The 21,312-nt window shown below is 42.1% G+C and carries 20 protein-coding genes; 11 read left to right on the top strand and 9 right to left on the bottom strand.

Translation table 11 applies throughout. The features are described from left to right. Positions 1-171 precede the first annotated feature (171 nt). From D464_RS0104490 to D464_RS0104480, 3 genes are all read left to right on the top strand, one after another. Positions 172-1,449, top strand: a complete 1,278-nt coding sequence (locus D464_RS0104490; protein WP_026284635.1) for a glycoside hydrolase 5 family protein — start codon at positions 172-174, stop codon at positions 1,447-1,449. 207 nt (positions 1,450-1,656) lie between these two features. Next, on the top strand, positions 1,657-2,619 hold the full coding sequence (locus D464_RS0104485) for a type I phosphomannose isomerase catalytic subunit (protein ID WP_018910334.1): 963 nt from the start codon (positions 1,657-1,659) through the stop codon (positions 2,617-2,619). Between the two features lie 197 nt (positions 2,620-2,816). Then, positions 2,817-3,701 (top strand): hypothetical protein, encoded by an 885-nt coding sequence (locus D464_RS0104480; protein WP_238309073.1) that lies wholly within the window; start codon positions 2,817-2,819, stop codon positions 3,699-3,701. Between the two features lie 1,250 nt (positions 3,702-4,951). On the opposite strand, the gene D464_RS0104475 is transcribed toward D464_RS0104480, so the two are convergent. Together D464_RS0104475 and D464_RS0104470 are read right to left on the bottom strand one after the other, a co-directional pair. Then, positions 4,952-6,076, bottom strand: coding sequence for an AI-2E family transporter (locus D464_RS0104475; RefSeq protein WP_018910332.1), 1,125 nt, complete (start codon positions 6,074-6,076; stop codon positions 4,952-4,954). A 2-nt stretch (positions 6,077-6,078) separates the two neighbouring features. After that, the gene (locus D464_RS0104470; RefSeq protein ID WP_004383784.1) at positions 6,079-6,681 is read right to left on the bottom strand and encodes a thymidine kinase; all 603 of its coding nucleotides are present in this window, start codon (positions 6,679-6,681) and stop codon (positions 6,079-6,081) included. Positions 6,682-6,813: 132 nt separating this feature from the next. Here D464_RS0104470 and rsmI point away from each other — a divergent pair, with 132 nt between their 5' ends. From rsmI to D464_RS0104450, 4 genes are all read left to right on the top strand, one after another. Then, positions 6,814-7,530 (top strand): 16S rRNA (cytidine(1402)-2'-O)-methyltransferase, encoded by a 717-nt coding sequence (rsmI, locus tag D464_RS0104465; protein ID WP_024985780.1) that lies wholly within the window; start codon positions 6,814-6,816, stop codon positions 7,528-7,530. Between the two features lie 4 nt (positions 7,531-7,534). Further along, entirely contained in the window at positions 7,535-8,449 is a 915-nt protein-coding gene (locus D464_RS0104460) for a Cbp1 family collagen-binding glycoprotein adhesin (RefSeq protein ID WP_018910331.1), read from the top strand. Positions 8,450-9,242: 793 nt separating this feature from the next. After that, on the top strand, positions 9,243-12,677 hold the full coding sequence (locus tag D464_RS0104455; RefSeq protein ID WP_036908571.1) for a leucine-rich repeat domain-containing protein: 3,435 nt from the start codon (positions 9,243-9,245) through the stop codon (positions 12,675-12,677). Continuing rightward, positions 12,674-12,880 carry a hypothetical protein gene (locus D464_RS0104450; protein WP_018910328.1) on the top strand — a complete coding sequence of 69 codons (207 nt, stop codon included), beginning with the start codon at positions 12,674-12,676 and terminating at the stop codon, positions 12,878-12,880. Before D464_RS0104455 ends, D464_RS0104450 begins: the two co-directional genes overlap by 4 nt. A 303-nt stretch (positions 12,881-13,183) precedes the next feature. Here the strand turns inward: D464_RS0104450 and D464_RS0104445 are convergent, their stop codons facing one another. The 4 genes from D464_RS0104445 to D464_RS0104430 all read right to left on the bottom strand — a co-directional run bounded on the left by D464_RS0104445 (position 13,184) and on the right by D464_RS0104430 (position 15,077). After that, positions 13,184-13,573, bottom strand: coding sequence for a hypothetical protein (locus D464_RS0104445; RefSeq protein ID WP_018910327.1), 390 nt, complete (start codon positions 13,571-13,573; stop codon positions 13,184-13,186). Further along, a complete protein-coding gene (locus tag D464_RS0104440) occupies positions 13,560-14,051 on the bottom strand; it encodes an RNA polymerase sigma factor (protein WP_018910326.1) in 492 nt (163 codons plus the stop codon). The genes D464_RS0104445 and D464_RS0104440 overlap by 14 nt, the downstream gene beginning before the upstream one ends. Before the next feature lie 6 nt (positions 14,052-14,057). Further along, positions 14,058-14,507, bottom strand: coding sequence for a hypothetical protein (locus D464_RS0104435; RefSeq protein WP_004383789.1), 450 nt, complete (start codon positions 14,505-14,507; stop codon positions 14,058-14,060). A gap of 117 nt (positions 14,508-14,624) precedes the next feature. Beyond that, the gene (locus tag D464_RS0104430; RefSeq protein ID WP_018910325.1) at positions 14,625-15,077 is read right to left on the bottom strand and encodes a nucleoside deaminase; all 453 of its coding nucleotides are present in this window, start codon (positions 15,075-15,077) and stop codon (positions 14,625-14,627) included. An 82-nt stretch (positions 15,078-15,159) separates the two neighbouring features. Between D464_RS0104430 and D464_RS0104425 the strand changes: the two genes are divergently transcribed. The 4 genes from D464_RS0104425 (at position 15,160) to D464_RS0104410 (ending at position 19,343) form a co-directional block, all read left to right on the top strand. Continuing rightward, positions 15,160-15,525, top strand: coding sequence for a YraN family protein (locus D464_RS0104425; protein ID WP_018910324.1), 366 nt, complete (start codon positions 15,160-15,162; stop codon positions 15,523-15,525). Positions 15,526-15,541: 16 nt separating this feature from the next. Beyond that, the gene (locus tag D464_RS0104420) at positions 15,542-16,333 is read left to right on the top strand and encodes a biotin--[acetyl-CoA-carboxylase] ligase (protein ID WP_018910323.1); all 792 of its coding nucleotides are present in this window, start codon (positions 15,542-15,544) and stop codon (positions 16,331-16,333) included. Between the two features lie 12 nt (positions 16,334-16,345). After that, a complete protein-coding gene (gene pyrH / locus D464_RS0104415) occupies positions 16,346-17,056 on the top strand; it encodes a UMP kinase (protein WP_004383793.1) in 711 nt (236 codons plus the stop codon). A gap of 190 nt (positions 17,057-17,246) precedes the next feature. Beyond that, positions 17,247-19,343 carry a protein-disulfide reductase DsbD family protein gene (locus tag D464_RS0104410; RefSeq protein ID WP_018910322.1) on the top strand — a complete coding sequence of 699 codons (2,097 nt, stop codon included), beginning with the start codon at positions 17,247-17,249 and terminating at the stop codon, positions 19,341-19,343. Between the two features lie 257 nt (positions 19,344-19,600). Here the strand turns inward: D464_RS0104410 and D464_RS0104400 are convergent, their stop codons facing one another. From D464_RS0104400 to D464_RS0104390, 3 genes are read right to left on the bottom strand one after another with little or no spacing between them, the layout of a single operon-like run. Next, a complete protein-coding gene (locus D464_RS0104400; protein WP_018910321.1) occupies positions 19,601-19,864 on the bottom strand; it encodes a hypothetical protein in 264 nt (87 codons plus the stop codon). A 17-nt stretch (positions 19,865-19,881) separates the two neighbouring features. Next, positions 19,882-20,583 (bottom strand): CDP-alcohol phosphatidyltransferase family protein, encoded by a 702-nt coding sequence (locus D464_RS0104395; protein ID WP_018910320.1) that lies wholly within the window; start codon positions 20,581-20,583, stop codon positions 19,882-19,884. A 10-nt stretch (positions 20,584-20,593) separates the two neighbouring features. After that, positions 20,594-21,295 (bottom strand): phosphatidylserine decarboxylase family protein, encoded by a 702-nt coding sequence (locus D464_RS0104390; protein ID WP_018910319.1) that lies wholly within the window; start codon positions 21,293-21,295, stop codon positions 20,594-20,596. Between the last annotated feature and the right edge of the window lie 17 nt (positions 21,296-21,312).

The following is a 21,312-nucleotide window of genomic DNA, read 5'->3' as shown; positions in this document are numbered from 1 at the left end:
AGTGAGAAAAGTGCGTTATTAAGAGTACATGTTCATGTTGGTTATGTAATTAGTCATAATGCAGATGACATAGAAAAGGCAGTGAAAAGGGATTGTAAGTAGACATCCTTCAAACCTAAATCATCATCTTGTGCAGTATAATAGATATAATTTTTAATAGCTACTGATAGTATGAAAAGAGTTTTTATGACGTTAATTGGTTTATCAATGATGGTAAGTACAATGGCAAGTAACTTTGTGAAAGTGGTTAACGGACGCTTTGTTCGAGACGGGAAGCCTTATTGTTATGTGGGAACAAACTTCTGGTATGGTTCTTTGTTGGGCATGGAAGGGAAGGAGGGAAACCGCCAACGGCTCTGTAAAGAGCTTGATGCAATGCACCAGCTGGGGCTTGATAACCTCCGAATACTCGTTGGAGCAGATGGAGATACGGGTGTGGAGGATAAGATAGCACCAGTCTTACAAACCAACCCCGGCGTTTATAACGATAGTATTCTTGCTGGTTTGGATTACTTACTATCAGAGATGAGCAAGCGAAAGATGGTTGCTGTGCTTTATCTCACTAACTCTTGGGAATGGAGTGGAGGCTATGGTGCTTACTTGGATTGGGCTGGTAAGGGACCTGTTGTTATACCTCGACGAGATGGATATGGTGCATACACCAAGTTTGCAAGCCAATTCGCTTCCAACCAACGGGCACACCTTATGTTATATGAGCACATCCGTTACATCCTTAGTAGGACTAACCGCTACACTGGTGTGCGCTATGTTGACGACCCAACCATCATGTCGTGGCAGCTATGTAACGAGCCACGTGCCTTTTCAAAGGAAGCTTTACCAGAGTTTGAAAAGTGGTTGTCAGAGGCAAGTGCACTCATCCGCAGTCTTGATTCGAACCATCTTATCAGCTTAGGAAGTGAAGGCTCCTATGGTTGTGAGCTTGATTATGGCTCTTACGAACGCATTTGTGCCGATAAGAACATTGATTATTGCAACATTCATATATGGCCTTACAACTGGCAATGGGCACGAAAAGACTATCTAAAGGCTGACTTGAAGACTGCTTGTGACAAGACTTTAGATTACATCAAACGGCATTTAGCAATAGCAAAGCGACTTAATAAGCCTTTAGTCTTAGAGGAGTTTGGTTACCCAAGGGATGGCTTTTCATTCTCATTAAATAGTTCTACGAAGGCACGTGATGCTTATTACAAGTATGTGATGAGCCTAATAGTCGACTATGCAGCGCAAGGCAGTGTTCTTCAAGGTTGTAACTTCTGGGGGTGGGGAGGCTTTGCACAACCTAAGCATGAGCGTTGGCAGGCTGGAGACGACTTCACCTGTGACCCAGCACACGAACCGCAAGGCTTTTATAGTGTGTTTGCTTCGGACAAGTCAACGCAGAAAATCATTCAACAACAGTCTAAGCGGATGGCAACAGTTAAGTAGTTTCCTATTCTCTCATGGGCATATTCTGATAGAGAATACCAATATCAAACTGCGACAAGAGGGAACATTCACAACGAAAGCACCCGTCTCTTCACTTTGATTCTTTGGTCATGTAGAGAATAAAGTGTACCTTTGCAGGCATAAGTAAATACATGACTTTGCCTCATAAGCGTATAACAAAACAACTAAAATAAGCAACAATAACGTATGGAAATGTTTAAGTTTAATCCCCTCCTAAAGTCTACCATCTGGGGAGGAGAGAAGATTATCCCTTTCAAGCACCTGTCTTCTGATGAGCAACAAGTAGGTGAGAGCTGGGAAGTATCAGGCGTGAAAGACAACGAGAGTATCGTCTCTAATGGTAAATACAAGGGTTGGAAGTTAAACGACTTGGTTGATGCTCTGAAAGAGGAGCTCGTTGGTAAAGATAATTATGCACGTTTCGGTAATGAGTTCCCATTGCTTGTGAAGTTTATTGATGCACGTGCGCAACTCTCCATTCAGGTTCATCCTACTGACGAACAAGCGCAGGCTAAGGGTTTAGGTCGTGGTAAGACGGAGATGTGGTACGTAATGGAAAGTGATGAGAATGCCTCTTTACGCAGTGGATTAAAGCAACAGATAACACCAGAGGAGTATAAAGCAATGGTGGAAGATGACACCATTACCGATGCTTTGGCAGAATATCCAGTGAAAGAGGGCGACGTATTCTTCCTCCCTGCAGGGCGTATCCACTCTATCGGAACAGGCTGTTTCTTGGCAGAGATACAGGAGACGAGCGATGTAACTTACCGCATTTACGACTTTAAACGCCAAGACAAGAACGGCAATTATCGTCAGTTACATACCAAGGAGGCTGCTGAGTGTATTGATTATACAGTCTATCCCGACTATAAGACACAATACGAACCACGACAGAATGAGCCAGTTGAACTCGTTAGTTGTCCTTATTTCACCACCTCGGTATATGATCTAACAGAGCCTATGACACTCGATTACAGCGATTTGGATTCTTTCGTTATCTTCGTGGGACTGAAGGGTGAAGGCGAGATTACCGATGCGGACGGCAATAGTCTACCGTTCCGTGCAGGTGAGAGTGTGCTTATTCCTGCAACAGCAACTACTGTTAAAGTGTCTGGAATCATCAAGTTCTTGGAGTCTTACGTGTAACTTTTGCGCTCCAATAGAACTTGTTTTACAATAGTCACAACGCCTAATATCACTTGTGCTGATGATGGGCATGAGCGATATTAGGCGTTTTCTTATTTGTAGGATATTCTTCTTTAAAGCCTATTTCGATGATGATAGAGGAAGTACATACATAAGTTTATAATTGGAAAGCACGATAACTAATAACCCAAGGAAGTATGAGGAAGTATTTAAATGTGTTGAGTTGCTTAACTATAAGCATGCTGTCACTAAGCTGTAATGGCTCTGCAAAGAAAGTTTCTAACCAGTCTATGTCAGGGGAAATAGAGGTAGTTAATGCAAAAGCCGATAATGGTAGAACATTAGAATCTGCCGTTAATTTAAAGAATACTAACCGTGTGGATGAGTGTAACGGAGAGATTGACAAAGGTTCACAAGGTGATGGTAAGAATCGTAAAAGTAGGCAAGATGGTATTCAACCTTGGATGATTTTGGATGGTTATGATAGAGTGGTTGAAGTCAACGGAGACTTCTCTAAGGTATTAGCAAATAGTGTATATGACTATCTCGGGTATATCGGCAATGACTATCAAAGGCTGTTTATAGACATCAACTCTGCGCGCAGAACGGGTGGAAAACAATACTATGTAACAGGTGAATCACGCGTTAGAAACAATACTTGTAAGTTTGAGGGAGATATCGAAATCATTAGTATTAGAGAGAAAACCTATGGTAGTTATGGTGTAGATGATTATATGGAAGGAAAGGTAAGAAGGCGCGGTTGTTGTATAGCTAAGTATTCCCTTAGAGAAGACCCGAAGCATTTTGGCAGTGGAGTATTCGCTGGTTACCTGTTGTTCTATTGGTATGAAAACAATCACCGGCACATTGTCTATGACAATATAGATATTGATTCGGATGCTTATAGTAACTGTCAATATGCTGGAACATGGCAGAGTTATAAGACAAATAAGGTGAAGCCGTGTTGCTGGGGACAGTGTCGTATCCCTAACAGTGGCGATTTGGACATTGGTTCGTGTGAGTTTATTGTTAACCCAAAGTATAGATCTAAGGGATGGGAAGGCTTCATCCAAGCATGGTAGGAGGCTATGGCACGAATAGCCAAACAGCCGATTAAGAGTTTAACTTACAACAGTCTATAATAGACAAGAGCGTTACATCATAGGAACAAATACTCTTGTCAGCCTGTACACAATGCTTATATAAAACATAGTTAGGTAGCTTGTTCCTCTCAAAATGCCTGCGCGAGCTTTTTATACAGCGGTGTATAACAGATTATACAGCGGTGTATAATGAATTATACCATACTATATAACGGATTATACCTTTGCTGTATAATGAATTATACCGTACTGTATAACAGACTATACCATGCTGTATAGCATTGTTTGATAAGGTTTTGATGAATTTAGTTGTTATGTTCCTCTTGAAGAGCTATCCATTAGGTGGAAACAAGGAAAGCCTCTCTTGCCAATGAAGAGAGGCTTTCTTTAATGCGAAGAGACGCCCTTTTCATTGCAAGGAAACGCCCTCTTCATATTGAAGAAAGCGTTCCTTTATTTAAAGAACATGCCAACCTGTAGGGACAGACGCTCTCGTCTGTCCGCTATAGCACAGCCAGATAAGACCTACCCCAAGCCCCTCTAAAGGAGGGGATGTAGCCTAACGGGATGCCATGTTAGGATAAAAGAGCGGACAGACGAGGGCGTCTGTCCCTACTTTATAGCCTCACCTTCCAGCTCCTCTCCGAATGGAATAACCCCACCCAGCCTCCCCGAAGGGGAGGAGTGCCTAACGGGAGCCGGTTTGGAAAAGGCATTCTTAATACAAAGGAGGCGTTTCTTCACATCGAAGAGACGCCCTTTTCATTGCAAGGAAACGCCCTCTTCATATTGAAGAAAGCGTTCCTTTATTTAAAGAACATGCCAACCTGTAGGGATAGACGCCCTCGTCTGTCCGCTATAGCACAGCCAGATAAGACCTACCCCAAGCCCCTCTAAAGGAGGGGATGTCGCCTAACGGGATGCCATGTAAAGGTAAAAGAGCGGACAGACGAGGGCGTCTGTCCCTACTTTATAGCCTCACCTTCCAGCTCCTCTCAGAACGGAATAACCCCACCCAGCCTCCCCGAAGGGGAGGAGTGCCTAACGGGAGCCGGTTAGGAAAAGGCATTCTTAATACAAAGGAGGCGTTTCTTCACATCGAAGAGACGCCCTCTTCGAGTGAAAGAGGGCGTCTTGTTTAAATCAGTAGGTTGTATGCTAATTGACTTCTGTTGCCCACTTCTTCCCTTTGTGGAGGCGAGGTGGGATGTAGGGAAACCTATATCATATTATTCTTTGGGCTTATCTCCCTTCTCAATAACGTTCATCACTTCCTTCAACTCCTCATCTTCATGCTCCTTCGTGACGTATCTTTGCCAATAAGCAATGATGAGTGTCGTAAGCGGAAGAGCGATAATAAGACCGATAAAGCCTAACAATGCACCCCAAACAGAGAGTGAGAGGAGGAGGATGGCAGGGTTAAGTCCCATGGCTTTACCCATTATCTTCGGTGTAATCACCATATCCATAAGTGCTTGAACGATGGCGAATACAGCCAAAGCCGAGCCAAAGATAATCCAGAAATTCTGCCCCGTATCAGCCGCTTTAAGCAATGCTAAGAATGCAGTTGGGATGAGGGCGAAAGTGTGGAGATACGGAATAAGGTTGAGAACTCCTATCAGTATGCCCAGACCAATAGCCATTGGGAAGTCGATGATGGTGAATCCTATGCAGAAGAGAACGCCCATGCAGAGCGATACAAGCCCCTGCCCGCGCACGTAGTTATTGAGTTCTCGTTCCACATCCTGCTCTAGTTCTCGCCAGAAAGGACGTGCTTTTTTAGGGAAGATCCTTATCCAATTGGAGGTGAGGAACTCGTAATCCAGCAAGATAAAGAACATATAGAGTAAGGTGATGAAAGACGCTATGATGGATAGCACGATACTTGCTGTTTGACCTATAACAGAGAACAGTTTGGGCATAACCGATTTAATGGCATCGGTGAAGTCGGGGCTCTTTAAGAATCGTTCTATTTGGTATTGATTCTCCGAGACCCACTGTTGGATCATAGCCGAGATATTGTTAGTATGAGCCGTCTCATGTAAGTATCTATTGGCGATAGTCATAAGTCTGTCTATCTGACCAATCATCGGTGGGACGATGAAGTAGAGCACTCCTGCGATGATGGCAATAACAAAGATCATTGTAACGATAATGCTTAGTGCTCGGCTGGGAACGTGCAACTTGTATTGAACGAACTTCACGATCGGGTAGAGGAGATAGGCTAAGAACCATGCAATAAAGAATGGTAAGAGAACGCTCGAAAGCCCTTTTATCACTAAGAAAACGGCAACAACTGCCAGAGCAGTTAGTGACCAGCGTATGAATTTATCAAATGTAATAGTCTTATCCATATCTATTTATCTTTTGATGAACATTCGTTTTTAAGGCTCTTTTGGTAACAATCGCGGCACAAGGGTTCGTATTCTTGTTGTTCACCAAGCATTACCCGGCGGTCATCAGCTATCAGTCGGTGACTGACATAAGCCAAAGCTCCACACTTAACACAGATGGCGTGTACCTTTGTTACATCATCAGCTATGGCACAAAGAGCGGGCATTGGACCGAAAGGAACACCTTTATAATCCATGTCAAGACCGGCTATGATGACTCGAACTCCATTATTAGCAAGTTGGTTGCAAACGTCAACGAGCCCTTCATCTAAGAACTGCGCTTCATCAATTCCCACGACATCTATATCTGAAGCTAATAATAAGATGTTACCCGAGGAGTCGATGGCTGTGGAGTGAATAGAGTTCTGGTCGTGGCTGACAACATCCTCTTCAGAGTAGCGAGTATCTATCGATGGCTTGAAAATCTCTACCCTCTGCTTAGCGAACTGAGCACGTCTCATACGGCGGATAAGCTCTTCTGTCTTACCAGAGAACATACTTCCGCATATTACTTCTATGCGTCCTTTACGACACCTTTCACCATTAAGATTATTAATCGTTACCATAATTGCTGCAAAGATAAGTATTTTCTTGGAGTTAAAGAATACTTTCTTAGCCTTAACTCCTCTATTCGTTATGTAAAAAAAGCTAATTTATTTTGCCCTTCAGTGCTTTTGCTTTACATTTGCAAGCAACAAATGGGAATATTATACCTCGTACCTACACCGGTTGGAAACATGGAGGATATGACGCTCCGTGCGATCCGAATACTGAAGGAAGCCGACTTAGTCTTATGTGAAGATACCCGAACTTCGGGCATCTTATTAAAGCATTTCGATATAAAGAACCGTCTTCTATCACATCATAAGTTTAATGAACACAGTACATCAGCAGGTATCGTCAATCGATTGAAGGCTGGTGAAACCATCGCACTCATATCTGATGCAGGCACTCCCGGTATAAGTGATCCCGGCTTCTACTTAGCTCGTGAGGCTGCAGCAAATGGTATTACGGTACAGACCTTACCGGGTGCAACAGCTTTTGTTCCAGCTCTCGTCTCTAGCGGACTGCCCTGTGATCGATTCTGTTTCGAAGGCTTCTTACCACAAAAGAAGGGTCGTAAAACACATTTGGAGAGCTTAGCTGATGAGACGCGAACAATGATTTTCTATGAATCACCTTATAGGGTTGTGAAGACATTGAGCCAGTTTGCGGAGGTGTTCGGTGCTGATCGACAAGTAAGTTGTTGTCGTGAGATATCGAAAGTACATGAGGAGAGTGTTCGAGGAACGCTTGCCGAGGTCATCAACCACTTCGAGGAAACAGAGCCAAGAGGCGAGTTTGTGATAGTGGTTGCCGGTAAAGAGAAGGTTAAGTCTTCGACTAAGAAGGCGCGAAATAATATTAAAGAGTAATGTTATGAAGAAACTTTTAGTAGTGGCAGTATGTGGAGTTCTTGCACTGGCATCCTGCAATCAAGACAAGAAAACAGCGTTTAATCCAGCACAGATACAGAACGATTCCTTACGTGCAATTATTGATGCTCGTGATAACGAGATTAATGACATGATGGGGACACTCAATGATATTCAACAGGGATTTGCTGATATCAATGAGGCAGAGAATCGTGTGACTATTGCCAAGGATAGCGAGAGTAAGGATAAAAACGAGCAGGTGAAAGAGAACGTACAGTTCATTGCTCAACGTATGAAAGAGAATCGCGAGCTTATAAAGAAACTGCAACAACAGTTGCGCGAGACGGGGTTCAAGGGTGATGCAATGAAGAAGACTCTTACGCAGCTAACCAATCAGTTGGTTCGTAAAGAGGGAGAATTGAAACGCTTGCGCAGTGAGTTAGAGTCAAAGAATATCCATATTAAGGAGCTTGATGAGACGATTACGGGTCTGAATACAGATGTAGAAAACCTCAAGACAGACAAGGAGAACCTTACAACAGAGAAGGAGAACCTAACGACGGAGAAAGAGAATCTGCAGAACGAAAGCAATCAGAAGACTGAAACGATCAATACGCAAGATAAGCAGTTGAACACTGGTTGGTATGTATTCGGTACTAAGAGCGAATTAAAGGGACAGCGTATTCTTGATGGAGACAGGGTATTGCAGGGTGCTTTCAACAAGAGTTACTTCACGAAGATAGATATCCGCATTACCAAGGAAATCAAACTTTATAGTAAGAGCGCACGACTGTTAACAGCGCACCCAAGCAGTAGCTACAGCTTATCAGCTGACACAAATGGTCAGTATGTACTTCGTATTACTGACCCACAAACTTTCTGGAGTACAAGCAAATACTTGGTTATCCAGGTTAGATAATCTCGGATAGTCGTAAGATTAAGAAATAAGAAAAAGGCATTCTCACTCATAGTGAGGATGCCTTTTTCTTAGTAGGTTTACCTGAATTGTTAAATGAATGAGTCTGGCAATAGAACATTGTAGAATCTTACTTCTTCCGAGTGCTGTAAAATCCTATTGGCAAGATGGAAGAGAATATTTTGTAAGAATAGAAAAGAATTAAATATAAAGATTTTCTGTTGTTTAATTGTATTGCTTTAATTCTTGAAAAACCTCTGATTAAGACTTCATTGAAGGCTAAAACAATATATGATTGCACACGATTGAGAATTTTTTATAGATTTTCTTTGCCATTTAAAATAGTTTAATTATCTTTGCAGCGGACTTGTATCTTAGCGACGTGTGTAGTAAAAAGTTAAATAATATGTTCATAATTCATTCTCTTAAGTTGAATGAGGATGTGATGCGAAGAAATATGAATTTCTTGGCATATTTTAACTTTTTGTATTTGGCAAATTCAGATATTTTACTAACTAACAGATATTTAATAAATATATATCGCTTATATTCCCCACTTATATGTAAGCAAACCACTATATACAAACAAACTACCACTAAGCAAACACCCACATATTTCATGGAGAGTTGAGCAAGAATTGTAGGCAAAGGAATCATAAGTAATTCCGTTGCTCGTTTTGGTGTGTCCGTTGGTAAGATGGCGGTTTGAAGTGGCAAGATGACATTACGAGAGTGTTTTCAAGAAAACAAATAAGAAAGTTATAATAACGTAATTTAATTTTTAATCATAGTAAAGATGAAACAGACAAAACTTTTATTTCTGTTGCTATTGCTCATGGCAATTCCTGCTACGATGCGAGCCTATGTGGAAGGTGAAATTGTTAGGAAAGATGGTTACATCTATCAAGTGATAGACATGACTAAGTATGAGCTTTCCTTCGTAGGTGTAGAAAATTCAGTGTATGGTGCAATTAGTGTGCCAGCAACTGTCAACCCTGAAGCAGGAACGACTTTTAAAGTAACCAAAGTAGGTGGAAATGAGAATTACAATTGCACCAACGTTACTAAGATTTCTCTTCCTGAGGGTGTTACAGAGATTGCTTATGGCAGTTTTGGTAATGCTTCACTTACAGAAGTAAGTATTCCATCCACAGTAACAACAATTAGTAGCACTGCTTTTTACAGAGTTAAGGAACTTCCAAAATTCAGTGTGCCTTCTACCAGTACAAGCTTTTCTGCAGACGCTAATGGGTGTCTTTATTCCAAGAATAAGGATATTCTCTATGCTGTTCCTACGGGTGTTGCTACTGTTAACGGAAAATACATTGTAGATAATAGTGTCAAGAAGATTATCAAAGGTGCCTTTACCAATGCTAAGGGAGTGAAGAAGATCGTGCTTCCTCCGAATCTTCAGGAAGTAGAAACAGGCTTCCCTTCAATTATTGCTAACTCTTCAGAACTTGAGGCATTCGAACTTACTCCAAGTGCTTCCTGTCCGTTTAAAGTTATTGATGGTGTGTTGTTTAAGGATAAAATGCTTACCAACTATCCACCTGCTAAACAGACGGAGAAGTACACTGTACCTGATGGTATTACGAGCATTGCAGAACGTGGTATTGAAGGCAGTCGTTACATGAAGGAAATTGATTTGAACAATGTGACCAAACTCTCGACCAATGCCCTGTATACCAATCATCAACTGAAGACAGTCACTTTGCCTAAAAAACTTGAATTGACTGGTGTTTCTGGAGCTATTGCGAACTGCTACAGCATTGCAGAGTATAAGACTCCTGCAGGTGGCTGTGATAACTTTGAGGCAGTTGATGGCGTTATCTATTCTAAAGGTGACAAGTCTACTCTTTACTTCTTCCCTCCAGCCAAAGCCGTTACAGACGGGAAGTATACGATCGAAAGTTGGGTTAAAACGGTTGATAAGAATGCCTTTTTGGGCTCCAAAACCATTAAGGAAGTGACAGTCCCAACCAATGTCGGGACTATCAATGAGAATGCATTCAACAATATGGCAGTGCTGGAGAAAGTTATCTTTTCGGAGCCTTCTAAGGTGCAGATGATCGAGAAGGGTGCTTTTGGTCAGTGTCCTAAATTGAAAGAGGTTACATTGCCTAAATCCTTGACAGAACTGAATCAGATTTTCTCCCTATCTGAGAACTTGGAAACCATTAACGTGCCTGCCGATTCTAAGCTAACAAGTATCAATGCTAATGCTCTTCAGAGTAACACCAAGCTCAAAAACTTTAAATTCCTTGGTAGCTGTGATTTGACAACGATCAAGACTGGAGCTTTCCAAGGTCTTGCACAGTTGCAGGAGTTCAAGTTCCCTAAAGGAGTATCAACGATTGAGAATAATGCCTTCAATGGATGCCAGGCAATGAAGACGGCAAAATTTGATGACAATGCTGTGATTACAACTATCGGTGCAGGTGCGTTTGCTGACTGCGGTCTTACATCTATAGACATTCCAAAGAGCGTTACCAAACTTGAAAGCGAGGCTTTTAGAAGATGTTCTGCGCTGACTGAAGTAAATGTATCAGAAAACTTGACTGATATCAGTTCTCAGGCTTTCAAGTATTGTGAGAATCTTGAGAATATCAATGTGAGCAAGAAGAATACCGCATATTCCAGCGTTGATGGCTACTTACTTACGAAGGATAAGACAACTTTAGTACTCTTCCCACACGGAAAGGCGCATGAGAAGTTTACGCTTCTTCCTCCATCTATCACCAAGATTGGTGACTATGCTTTCTATGAGTGTAAAAAACTGACAAGCGTAATGATCCCTAATAAGGTGACATCTATCGGTGATCGTGCTTTCAGTCTCTGTACGAATCTGAAAGATATGGCTTTCCTGTGCGAACAACCTATCAATCCTTCTAATATTGACCAGCGTAGTAATCATAAGAGCTTTGATGACGGAGAATCAGGTACTACTAATATGCCAGCGAATATCAATATCTACGTGCGCAAGGATCTTAAGGCACAATATGATGCCATTCCTTTCTACAAGAATAATTTCAAGAGCATTAATTCTTCTTTCGAGGAGGATGGTAATGAGTATCTTCAGGTAGCAGGAAACGTTGCTGATTTGCTTTCTGTCAAGAGCGAACACCATACGTTTGTTGTTCCAGAGAAAACAGTATCAGGACTTGATGTTGCGCTCATTGGCGATTATGCCTTCCAGGGGGCAAGCAACAAAATTAAAGAAGTTGTTGTGAAGAAGCATGTTGAATATATTGGTGCACAAGCATTTATAACCAATACCACTAACAAGAGTAGTACTATTGAAAATGTGTTCTTCATCAGCAACCAGCCGAACAAGAGAATGCTCAGCACCACACGTTTTGAACTTGATGAGACTGGAACTAATTACAAAGAGTTTGCAAGTACCACCCATATCTATGTGAAGAAGTCAGTATTAGAGCAATACAAGACCAAGTGGAAGAAGCAGATGTGGGAGACTGCAACGGGTAATATGAAGGATAGCCCTGATGACTATCAGTTCTATAAGCAAATAGATTATAAAATCAAGGGTACACCTGCACTGACCAATAAGCTTTATTCAACTTTCTCTCGTGAGTTTGATGTAGACTTTGGTGATGTTGATGATAGCAATAATCGTCTTTTCTGGGATGCTACCAAGAATTGTCCAAAGGTGATAGCTTTCACATCTGGTGAGAAAATTGGAGAAAGTATTATTCGTATGAGGAGTATTAATCTCGGTGAAGATAAATCTAAGGATGGTCTGTATGTCCCAGCTAACACGGGTGTAGTACTCAAGGCTATTGATGGCTCTCTGCCAAATAATTTCTATTATCGCATTGGTGAGGATGATAAGTGGACTTACAGCGGAAGCAACATTCTAAAGCCTGTAACAGTTGATTCCAAGGATATTGTGGAAACGGAAGATGGCAACACCAATTTCTATATATCAGGAGGTAAAGCTTTCCGCGTTGCTAAAGCAGGTCAATTCAAGACTAATAATAAGCTCACTATTGGTGTACACAAGGCATATATCAATATCAATGTGCCTGCTGGAGCTAAACTATCACTCGTGTTTGGTGACAATGAAACCAATGGAATTGAAAGTGTCAGCGATTTGGAAGATAAGACAACAACCAATGATGATGCCTACTACAATCTCAATGGTCAGAAAGTGGAGAGACCTGTTAAGGGTGTATATATTCACAATGGTAAAAAAGTAATAGTAAGATGAAAAAGATAAGTAAGGAAATCTACGAGTCTCCTGTAACGGAGATAATTTCTGCGAATATTTCACCTGTGATGTATGAAACTTCCATTCCACAGGCTGGAGATGATGAAACTGGAGGAGAGGCGGATTCTAAACCAAATATTTTTCCATCTGAGGATGAAGATGAGAATTGGTTGCACCCAGGTTCCAGTATTTGGGAAGATTGATATCTATTATAATATCATGCTCCACCTTGTTGAAGGTGGAGCATTTTTTAGGTAGATTCTAAAAAATAGTTTCGTTTGTTTTGATTAATACTCCTTTATAAGGAATTAAGAACCTGCTTTGTGTACTTGTATGGTAAGACAACACAAAATTCTAATGGACTAAAATTTACTATTGTAGGATTTTCTACTTTTAGCCAGGTATAGTTTTCTTTCTTCTTAAGAAAGCTATGTAATTGATTGTAAGAGAAAGATGTAGCTATATAATATGACTCCTCTCATCCTTTACAATATCTTATGAAATCCTCATGAATGGGTTACTTTGTCTTTTAGGTCTGCAAATTTTGTGCTAAACAGTAAGCTGAGTGTGACGAAGGCTGCACCTATTGCCAATCCAATATACTGGACGTTGTGAAGCAAAGTAAGGATGAATTCTGATTGCGTTCCGTTGATATATCGGTCAAAGATGGTTGGCAGTGTGAAACTTGCAAGCGTAACAATACAGCCCAAAACAATACCAACGGCAAGCAGTTTAAGCGACGTTAGTTTATTCCTACGTTTCTCCGCACGTTGATAAGCCTTTACCTCATCAATAAGAGCCATCTGGCGGTGTAGTCTTTGCATGAAGGCTGCATCGTCGGTGAGCTTTGGCTGATAATCAGTCAGCAGGTTTTTTAAGTATTTATCTTCGTCCATCTTTCAATAAGTGTTTTAGTTGTTCCCGTCCTCGGGATAGTTGTTTCTTGATCGCATCCTCACTGTTATCGGTTATTTCAGCAATCTCTTTGATTTGATATCCTTGCATATAATAAAGGAGAATACTGGTTCTTATCGTTTCAGAGAGCGTGGCTAATGCCGCATGAAGGGCTTGATAACGGAAGCAATCATCTGCGTTTGCTGTTCCTTGAAGCGTAAACACTTTCTCTAAAGATAGTTTACTTTGCTCTTTCTGTTTACGTTTAGCATCAATAAAGATATGATATGCAATCTTTAATAACCATGCCGAGAACTGTCCGCGTTCATCATATTGCTCACAGCGGAGGTAAGCCTTGATAAGAGTCTCTTGTGCAATATCGTCAGCTTCAGTGCTGTCTCCGTAGCACAAAGCCATCAGGAACCGACGTAGATGAGCCTGTTCCTGATTGACTTGATTGACGAATTGATTCCTGGTCATACGCTCTTATTCGCTCACCGAAACCTGATTAAGTGACTTCTTACCGCTTTTGTAAGCTACTAACAGACCAATTCCAGTTGCTAAAGGAACTATTCCAAAGATCGCAAGGAAACCGATATCCATTCCTTCATACCCGTTGATGAAGCTCGTTGTGACTGTTGCTATAATACAGACAGCCCCTCCGATTGAACAAATGGTACCCCATAAGATTTCTTGATGTAGCCTATCAAGCATCCTCTCTTTGTATGTCTTCTGTGGAGGATTAAGTTTGCTTAGGAACTCTTGTACGTCAATATCGCTGTTCTTCTCTATTGCAGCCATGACAATCTCACTTCTTTTGTTTGTTTCATGCTGCTTCTTTTTATAGGCAATGTAGGCAATTGCAATAGGAAGTACTACTACTATTCCTAAAGGAACGATAATTGCTGTGAGTGTGCCAAGTGTTACTGGATTCATAACTTTATACTTTTTAATTTGTTATACATTGGTTGTGAATATTGAACCGATTCGTATGTATAACGAGAGTTAGATGTAAAAGGTGACATTGATTATTAAGTTTTTTATCATGAAAAGCTATCTTCTCTCTTGGAAGAAACGTTGCATAAGAGCCTTACACTCCTCCTCTAGGATGCCAGAGGTTACGTTTGCTTTAGGGTGGAAAGCTTTGGGCGCATATTCATGATAGCCTCGCTTTATGTCAGGGCATCCATATACAATGCGGTGAAGTTGCGCCCATCCGATTGCTCCGGCACACATGATACAAGGTTCAACAGTAACATATAGCGTACAATCTTGTAAGTACTTGCCCCCTAACTCGCTCTCCGCAATCGTGATGGCTTGCATTTCTGCATGGGCAGTAACGTCGTTCAAGGTTTCAGTGAGATTGTGGGCACGAGCTATGATACGGTCTCGACATACTACGACAGCACCTATTGGAATCTCACCTTCACGGTATGCAGCCTTTGCCTCATCGATTGCGCGCTGCATAAAATACATGTCTTTCTTTATTTGCTCATCGGTACTCATGCCACAAAAATACGTGTTTTATTTTGATTATACAAAACTTTGTCCTATCTTTGTGGTGCGAATAATAATGTGAGAAAGGCGCATGGCATACCATAATGATCTAGGTAAATGGGGCGAAGAAGTTGCTGCTAACTATCTTCAACAGCAAGGTTATACCATCTTACATCGCAATTGGATGTATCAACACCGTGACTTGGATATTGTTGCAATGGACGCTGGAACGTTGGTGATAGTGGAAGTGAAGACACGAAAGGACGAACGCTTTGCCAATGCCGATGTAGCTGTAACACCACAGAAGGTACGCTCCTTGTCTCTTGCAGCTAATGCTTACGTCAAGAGGTATAATATAAGTTTGGAGATACGATTCGATATTATCACCATCGTTGGATGCCCTGATGATAAGCACGAAGTACGCCATGTGAAGGATGCCTTTCTACCTTTTATATAATAGACAGCTATCATTCATGAAAATTATAGATGCAGTATTAGGTCTTTTCAAGCCTTCAGTCGTAGAAAAGAAGCAAGAAGTAAAGGTCATTCGATTACCAGAAGTGGATAGTACAAACAATTTCTTACGTAACTATACACCTGCGGAAGACGAGCTAATAACTGTTGTGGTAGCTGAACATCAGACCTCCGGGCGTGGACAAGGGGCTAATACTTGGGAGAGCGAAAGTGGTAAGAACCTACTATTCTCCATCCTTGTGCATCCTACAATGCTGCCAGTTCGCAGTCAATTCTTGCTTTCTGAGGCTGGAGCCTTAGCTTTGAAGGAAGCCTTATCAAGCTATGTTGCGGATGATATATGCCTCAAGTGGCCGAATGACATCTATTGGAAGGATAAGAAACTTAGTGGAACTCTGATTGAGACCAAACTTGGTGGCGGACATATAAAGGATTGCATCTTTGGTGTAGGGCTCAATGTTAACCAATCCACATTCGTTAGTGATGCTCCTAACCCCGTCTCTCTCTACCAGATCTTAGGGCATGAAGTAGATAAGGGAGAACTCCTCAAACAGATAATCGCTAAGTTTCAAGAGTGTTACCACCTGTTAGAACTAGGCGGATACAATGATATTAGTGCAATGTATCACGAAGCTCTGTACCGTAAGGGAGGCTTTCATCGATACCGCGACACAGAAGGCGAGTTTGAAGGAGCTATCGTTGAGGTAGAAGACAATGGGCATCTCATCCTAAGAGACCGTAGTGGAATGATTCGTGAATACCAGTTTAAAGAAGTAGAATTTATTGTTTAATTAAGATAAAGAATGGCAAGATTCAAACGTATACTATTGAAGCTCTCGGGTGAGAGTCTTATGGGTAAGCAAGGCTTTGGCATAGATCCTGAACGTTTAAGTGACTATGCGAAGCAGATAAAAGAGGTGCACGACATGGGCGTGCAGATAGGTATCGTCATTGGTGGAGGTAACATCTTCCGTGGATTAAGCGGTAGCCAGAAAGGTTTCGATCGTGTGAAAGGAGACCAGATGGGTATGTGTGCCACTGTAATTAACTCTCTCGCGCTCTCTTCAGCACTTGAGGCAATCGGCGCAAAAGCCAAAGTCTTGACCGCAATTCGTATGGAGCCAATAGGTGAGTTCTATAGTAAGTGGAAGGCTATTGAGGCTATGGAAGCTGGCTATGTATGTATTTTCTCTGCCGGAACAGGCTGCCCTTACTTCACAACTGATACGGGTTCTAGCCTCCGTGGTATCGAGATAGAAGCCGACGTAATGCTAAAGGGTACACGCGTAGATGGCGTTTACACTGCTGATCCGGAGAAAGACCCAACAGCGCAGAAGTACTCTGAAATCACCTATGATGAGATTTACAACAAGGGCTTGAAGGTTATGGATCTTACAGCAACAACGATGTGTAAGGAGAATGACCTACCTATTTACGTCTTCAATATGGATGTTGTTGGAAACCTCAAGAAGGTGATGGACGGCGAAGATATAGGTACATTGGTTCACAATTAACCCATACCTAATATTATGATAATGTGATGATTTTGATAAAGATAAGAGTGTCTAAAGTTTCTGTAAGTTACTTTTGACACTCTTACTGGTTGATATTTTTGATGTTATATACCTATAATCTGTAATCAATTCAACGATATATAGAATTATTTATTTACCTTTGCAAGCGTTTTTTTAATCGTACAAATCAATGAACAAGAGAAATACATTACTATTTATCTTCATGTTGTTCGTTAGCTTAACAGCTTTCGCACAACAGAAGCCAGCACACTTTACTGTGCAACAGAAACAAGTGTCTCCAACAGAGGTAGACCTTATCTTCTCTGCTAAGATCGATCAGGGATGGCACGTCTATTCGACTAACTTACCTGCAGATGGACCTACTTCTACCACTTTGCATGTAGAGAAAGCAGAGGGCGTAACGCCTGTTGGTAAACTAACAGCACGTGGAAAGGAATTGAATGTCTTTGATAAAGCATTCGAGATGAAGCTCCGCTATTTCGAGAATAGTGTTAGCTTTGTTCAACGTTATAAGATCACAGCAAAGACATACGCGATCAAAGGTTACTTAGAGTATGGTACTTGTAACGATGAGATGTGTATGCCTCCAATGCAAGTGGAGTTCAACTTTAAGGGGAACGGCCCTGCTGAAGCTCCCGCTGCGACGCCAGCAAGCGCATCAACTACCACCGATAATACTGCGTCAGCTGCTACTCCGGTAGCAGCTGATGGTTTATCTGCACTGGCTGCAATGACCGCTGACACGGCAAAAGAGGCTACCACGGCTAAGACAGACTCAACTACTGCAACGGCTCAAACGGCTGTTCAGAGTACGCCAAACGCTGATCTGTGGACGCCTGTAGTAAAGGAGTTGGCGGTATTCAACAATGCGCAAAATAACAAGAGCAACTCTCTTTGGTACATCTTCTTCATGGGTATTATAGGAGGACTCGTTGCTCTGCTCACCCCCTGCGTGTGGCCAATCATACCAATGACCGTTAGTTTCTTCCTAAAGCGTGCGAAGGACGACCGCAAGAAGGGTATTCGTGATGCCATAACATACGGTATTTCAATCATAGTAATCTATCTCGGCTTAGCGTCAATCGTAACAGCTGCATTCGGACCACAGAAGTTGAATGAGCTAGCAACCAATGCCCCGTTCAATATCTTCTTCTTCCTTCTGCTGTTAGTATTCGCTTTTAGTTTCTTTGGTTGGTTCGAACTCCGATTGCCATCATCGTGGGGCAATGCCGTAGATAACAAAGCGGCAGCAACCACGGGATTGCTTTCAATCTTCCTTATGGCGTTCACCTTGTCACTGGTAAGTTTTTCTTGTACAGCACCTGTTGTGGGACTTTTGCTAGTTCAGGCAGCCACAAGTGGTGACTGGGTAGCTCCAGCAGTGGGAATGTTTGGTTTCGCTTTGGCGTTAGCCCTGCCTTTCACACTCTTCGCCCTCTTCCCATCTTGGTTGAAGCAAGCACCTAAGTCAGGTTCATGGATGAATATGATTAAGGTTGTGTTAGGCTTCATTGAATTGGCATTCTCGCTGAAGTTCCTATCAGTAGCCGATCTCGCATACGGATGGCACATCCTAGATCGTGAGACATTCCTATCTATTTGGATTGCACTCTTTGGTTTGCTCGGTCTCTATCTCATAGGAAAACTTAAGTTCCCGCACGATGATTCGGAGCAGAAGGCAATGCCTGTACCAGCCATTATGCTAGGTCTTTGCTCATTGGCATTCTCCATTTATATGGTTCCGGGGCTTTGGGGTGCACCTTGTAAGGCGGTTAGTGCCTTCGCACCACCTATCAATACGCAGGATTTCAATTTAGCTCCTCAAACCGTACATGCCCAATATACCGATTATGAAGAGGGCATGCGTGCAGCCGCAGCGGCTGGGAAACCAGTCTTAATAGACTTTACGGGCTTCGGATGTGTTAACTGTCGTAAGATGGAAGCATCGGTATGGACCGACTCTCGTGTAGCTGATAAGCTCATGAAAGACTATGTTCTTATCTCGCTTTATGTAGATGATAAGACTCCGTTGAAACAGCCTGTAGAGGTGAAACGTCCTGATGGTTCTACTCGCACTCTGCGCACTGTGGGCGACAAGTGGAGCTATCTTGAGGAGACGAAGTTCGGTTATCTCGCACAGCCTTTCTATGTTCCTTTGGATAATGCTGGTAAGCCGCTCAATGGTAGCTTCAGCTTCAAAGAGGACGTGAAAGCCTATCTTGACTTCCTTGATAAGGGGCTTGAGAATTACAAAGTAGGTAAGTAATCAATGGTATAAGACAACACTTTTCTCCTTGGGAGAGGTTGGGTGGATTTCAAGAGACGCTCTTCTTTGTGGAAGAAAGGCGTTTCCTTGATACGAAGAGAGGCTTTCTTTATAGCAAAGGAAGCCTTTCTTTAAATGGAACAGGAAGTCGCTTCAAAGAGTGATGACACCTTTATGCAAATAAAGAGAGTATATCGTTGGTTCGTGGGAACCTTGATATACTCTCAAACATATTTATCAACTTTAATACTATGGGTTCATTCTTGCTGGTCATCCTCTACTTCCGTGAAGTCTACATATTCGCCTTCACTATCAGGGATAACCTGTTTATTGCGTTCCTCTAAGGGTCTGTTATCTGTAATCGTAGGCTCGTTCGATTGTGTTCCCTGCTGTTGTCTGTATGGATTAAACTGCTTCCGAGCACGTGTCAGTTGCTTATAGAAAGCATAAGCAACCCATCCTATCATGATGAGGAAGAATACAAATATGAAGAAAGCAAACTTCAGTAAATCTTCTATCATAGTGTTCCTTTGTGTTATTACTTACTTGCCTGTTGCTTAACTATCGCTGATAACACAACGTACCAAGCAACGATGATGGCAAAGGCGGTAATGCCGAAGATTACTAAAAGAGGAATACAGGTGAGTAAGAAGATGTATTTTACCTCGTTACCTTTCCATCCCCAATGCTTAAACTTTAGTGCGAACATTGGTATCTCAGATACAAGTAGCCACGAACTAACCAATATTCCAATCAGAATTAGGTATAGTGTCCAAGGGCGATAATACATCTGTTCTCCGATACCAACCAATAATGATCCCCAGAAGAGGGCGTTGGCAGGAGTTGGCAAACCTATGAATCCGAGTGCTTGACGCTCATCGAGATTGAACTTAGCAAGGCGCAATGCGGAGAAAGCAGCCATGATGTAAGCCACGAAAGGGAGGTAGGGACGTAGAGGCTCGAGGAACTCTGGATAGCTCATCAGCTGTAGTTGAGTAAAGATAATAGTAGAGGGAGCTACGCCAAAGGTGATGTCATCCGCAAGAGAATCAAGTTCTTTACCAATTGGAGAACTGACATGTAAGAGGCGAGCAGTCATGCCATCGAAGAAGTCGAAGACTGCTCCAATAATAATCCAAAGCAACGCAATCTTCGCTTCATCAGTGACAGCAAATGCCGTTGCGATGCAACCTGAAATCAAGTTACAGCATGTTATGCTGTTAGGAATATGTTTCTTCATTATTACCCGTTTATTTCTTAGGCTTCAACTTAGCGATAACTGTTTGGTCGCCAGTTGTTGCCTGTCCCATTTTAACGCATACTTCAGAGCCTACAGGGAGGAAGATATCAACACGACTACCCAACTTGATGAAGCCAAGGTGCTCATCAATATAACATTCCTCACCCTCCTTAGCATAAGTCACAATGCGTCGTGCCATAGCACCAGCAATCTGCCTGCATAACACATCAGTGCCATCAGGAGTGGTGATAATGGTATCGGCATGCTCATTCTCTTCACTTGCCTTAGGAAGCCAAGCCTTGTGAAAGTTGCCATCAAAGTGTTGTACTGATTTAATTACGCCATCTACAGGGAACCAGTTGGCGTGTACATTCCATAAACTCATGAATATTGAGATCATTAAACGGCGTTCATGGAAGTAGGTGTTTTCGTCTACTTCTTCTATAACTACGATGTGTCCATCCGCAGGAGCAACTACTATGCCTTCGGTCTCCTCGCTGCCAAAATAGCGGATAGGGCATCTGTAGAAGTTTAAAACAATTCCGTAGACTGTACCGAAGACTACTGCAAAGATCCAAAAGGGTATCTTTGACGGAATTGCAAACCATAGAATTAACGCAATAAGGGCTAAACATATACCGCTATAGAGCAGCGTGTCTGTACCTTCGCGATGTATTCTTATCTTCTTTAGCTTCTTTTTAATTTTCCCCATGGTCGTTAAATCGACGT

This window comes from Prevotella veroralis DSM 19559 = JCM 6290 (genome assembly GCF_000377625.1).
In the GTDB taxonomy this organism is placed as follows: Bacteria; Bacteroidota; Bacteroidia; order Bacteroidales; family Bacteroidaceae; genus Prevotella; species Prevotella veroralis.
The sequence above is the reverse complement of the archived record's forward strand: the minus strand, read 5'-3'. Positions and strand labels throughout refer to the sequence as shown.

Bases quoted from the DNA above. Each gene is read 5' to 3' on its own strand.
- D464_RS0104485 (WP_018910334.1), top strand. From the start codon at position 1,657: ATGGAAATGTTTAAGTTTAATCCCCTCCTAAAGTCTACCATCTGGGGA.
- D464_RS0104490 (WP_026284635.1), top strand. From the start codon at position 172: ATGAAAAGAGTTTTTATGACGTTAATTGGTTTATCAATGATGGTAAGT.
- D464_RS0104425 (WP_018910324.1), top strand. From the start codon at position 15,160: ATGGCATACCATAATGATCTAGGTAAATGGGGCGAAGAAGTTGCTGCT.
- D464_RS0104480 (WP_238309073.1), top strand. From the start codon at position 2,817: ATGAGGAAGTATTTAAATGTGTTGAGTTGCTTAACTATAAGCATGCTG.
- D464_RS0104435 (WP_004383789.1), bottom strand. From the start codon at position 14,507: ATGAATCCAGTAACACTTGGCACACTCACAGCAATTATCGTTCCTTTA.
- rsmI (WP_024985780.1), top strand. From the start codon at position 6,814: ATGGGAATATTATACCTCGTACCTACACCGGTTGGAAACATGGAGGAT.
- D464_RS0104475 (WP_018910332.1), bottom strand. From the start codon at position 6,076: ATGGATAAGACTATTACATTTGATAAATTCATACGCTGGTCACTAACT.
- D464_RS0104390 (WP_018910319.1), bottom strand. From the start codon at position 21,295: ATGGGGAAAATTAAAAAGAAGCTAAAGAAGATAAGAATACATCGCGAA.
- D464_RS0104450 (WP_018910328.1), top strand. From the start codon at position 12,674: ATGAAAAAGATAAGTAAGGAAATCTACGAGTCTCCTGTAACGGAGATA.
- D464_RS0104470 (WP_004383784.1), bottom strand. From the start codon at position 6,681: ATGGTAACGATTAATAATCTTAATGGTGAAAGGTGTCGTAAAGGACGC.
- D464_RS0104420 (WP_018910323.1), top strand. From the start codon at position 15,542: ATGAAAATTATAGATGCAGTATTAGGTCTTTTCAAGCCTTCAGTCGTA.
- D464_RS0104455 (WP_036908571.1), top strand. From the start codon at position 9,243: ATGAAACAGACAAAACTTTTATTTCTGTTGCTATTGCTCATGGCAATT.
- D464_RS0104440 (WP_018910326.1), bottom strand. From the start codon at position 14,051: ATGACCAGGAATCAATTCGTCAATCAAGTCAATCAGGAACAGGCTCAT.
- D464_RS0104400 (WP_018910321.1), bottom strand. From the start codon at position 19,864: ATGATAGAAGATTTACTGAAGTTTGCTTTCTTCATATTTGTATTCTTC.
- D464_RS0104410 (WP_018910322.1), top strand. From the start codon at position 17,247: ATGAACAAGAGAAATACATTACTATTTATCTTCATGTTGTTCGTTAGC.
- D464_RS0104430 (WP_018910325.1), bottom strand. From the start codon at position 15,077: ATGAGTACCGATGAGCAAATAAAGAAAGACATGTATTTTATGCAGCGC.
- D464_RS0104395 (WP_018910320.1), bottom strand. From the start codon at position 20,583: ATGAAGAAACATATTCCTAACAGCATAACATGCTGTAACTTGATTTCA.
- pyrH (WP_004383793.1), top strand. From the start codon at position 16,346: ATGGCAAGATTCAAACGTATACTATTGAAGCTCTCGGGTGAGAGTCTT.
- D464_RS0104445 (WP_018910327.1), bottom strand. From the start codon at position 13,573: ATGGACGAAGATAAATACTTAAAAAACCTGCTGACTGATTATCAGCCA.
- D464_RS0104460 (WP_018910331.1), top strand. From the start codon at position 7,535: ATGAAGAAACTTTTAGTAGTGGCAGTATGTGGAGTTCTTGCACTGGCA.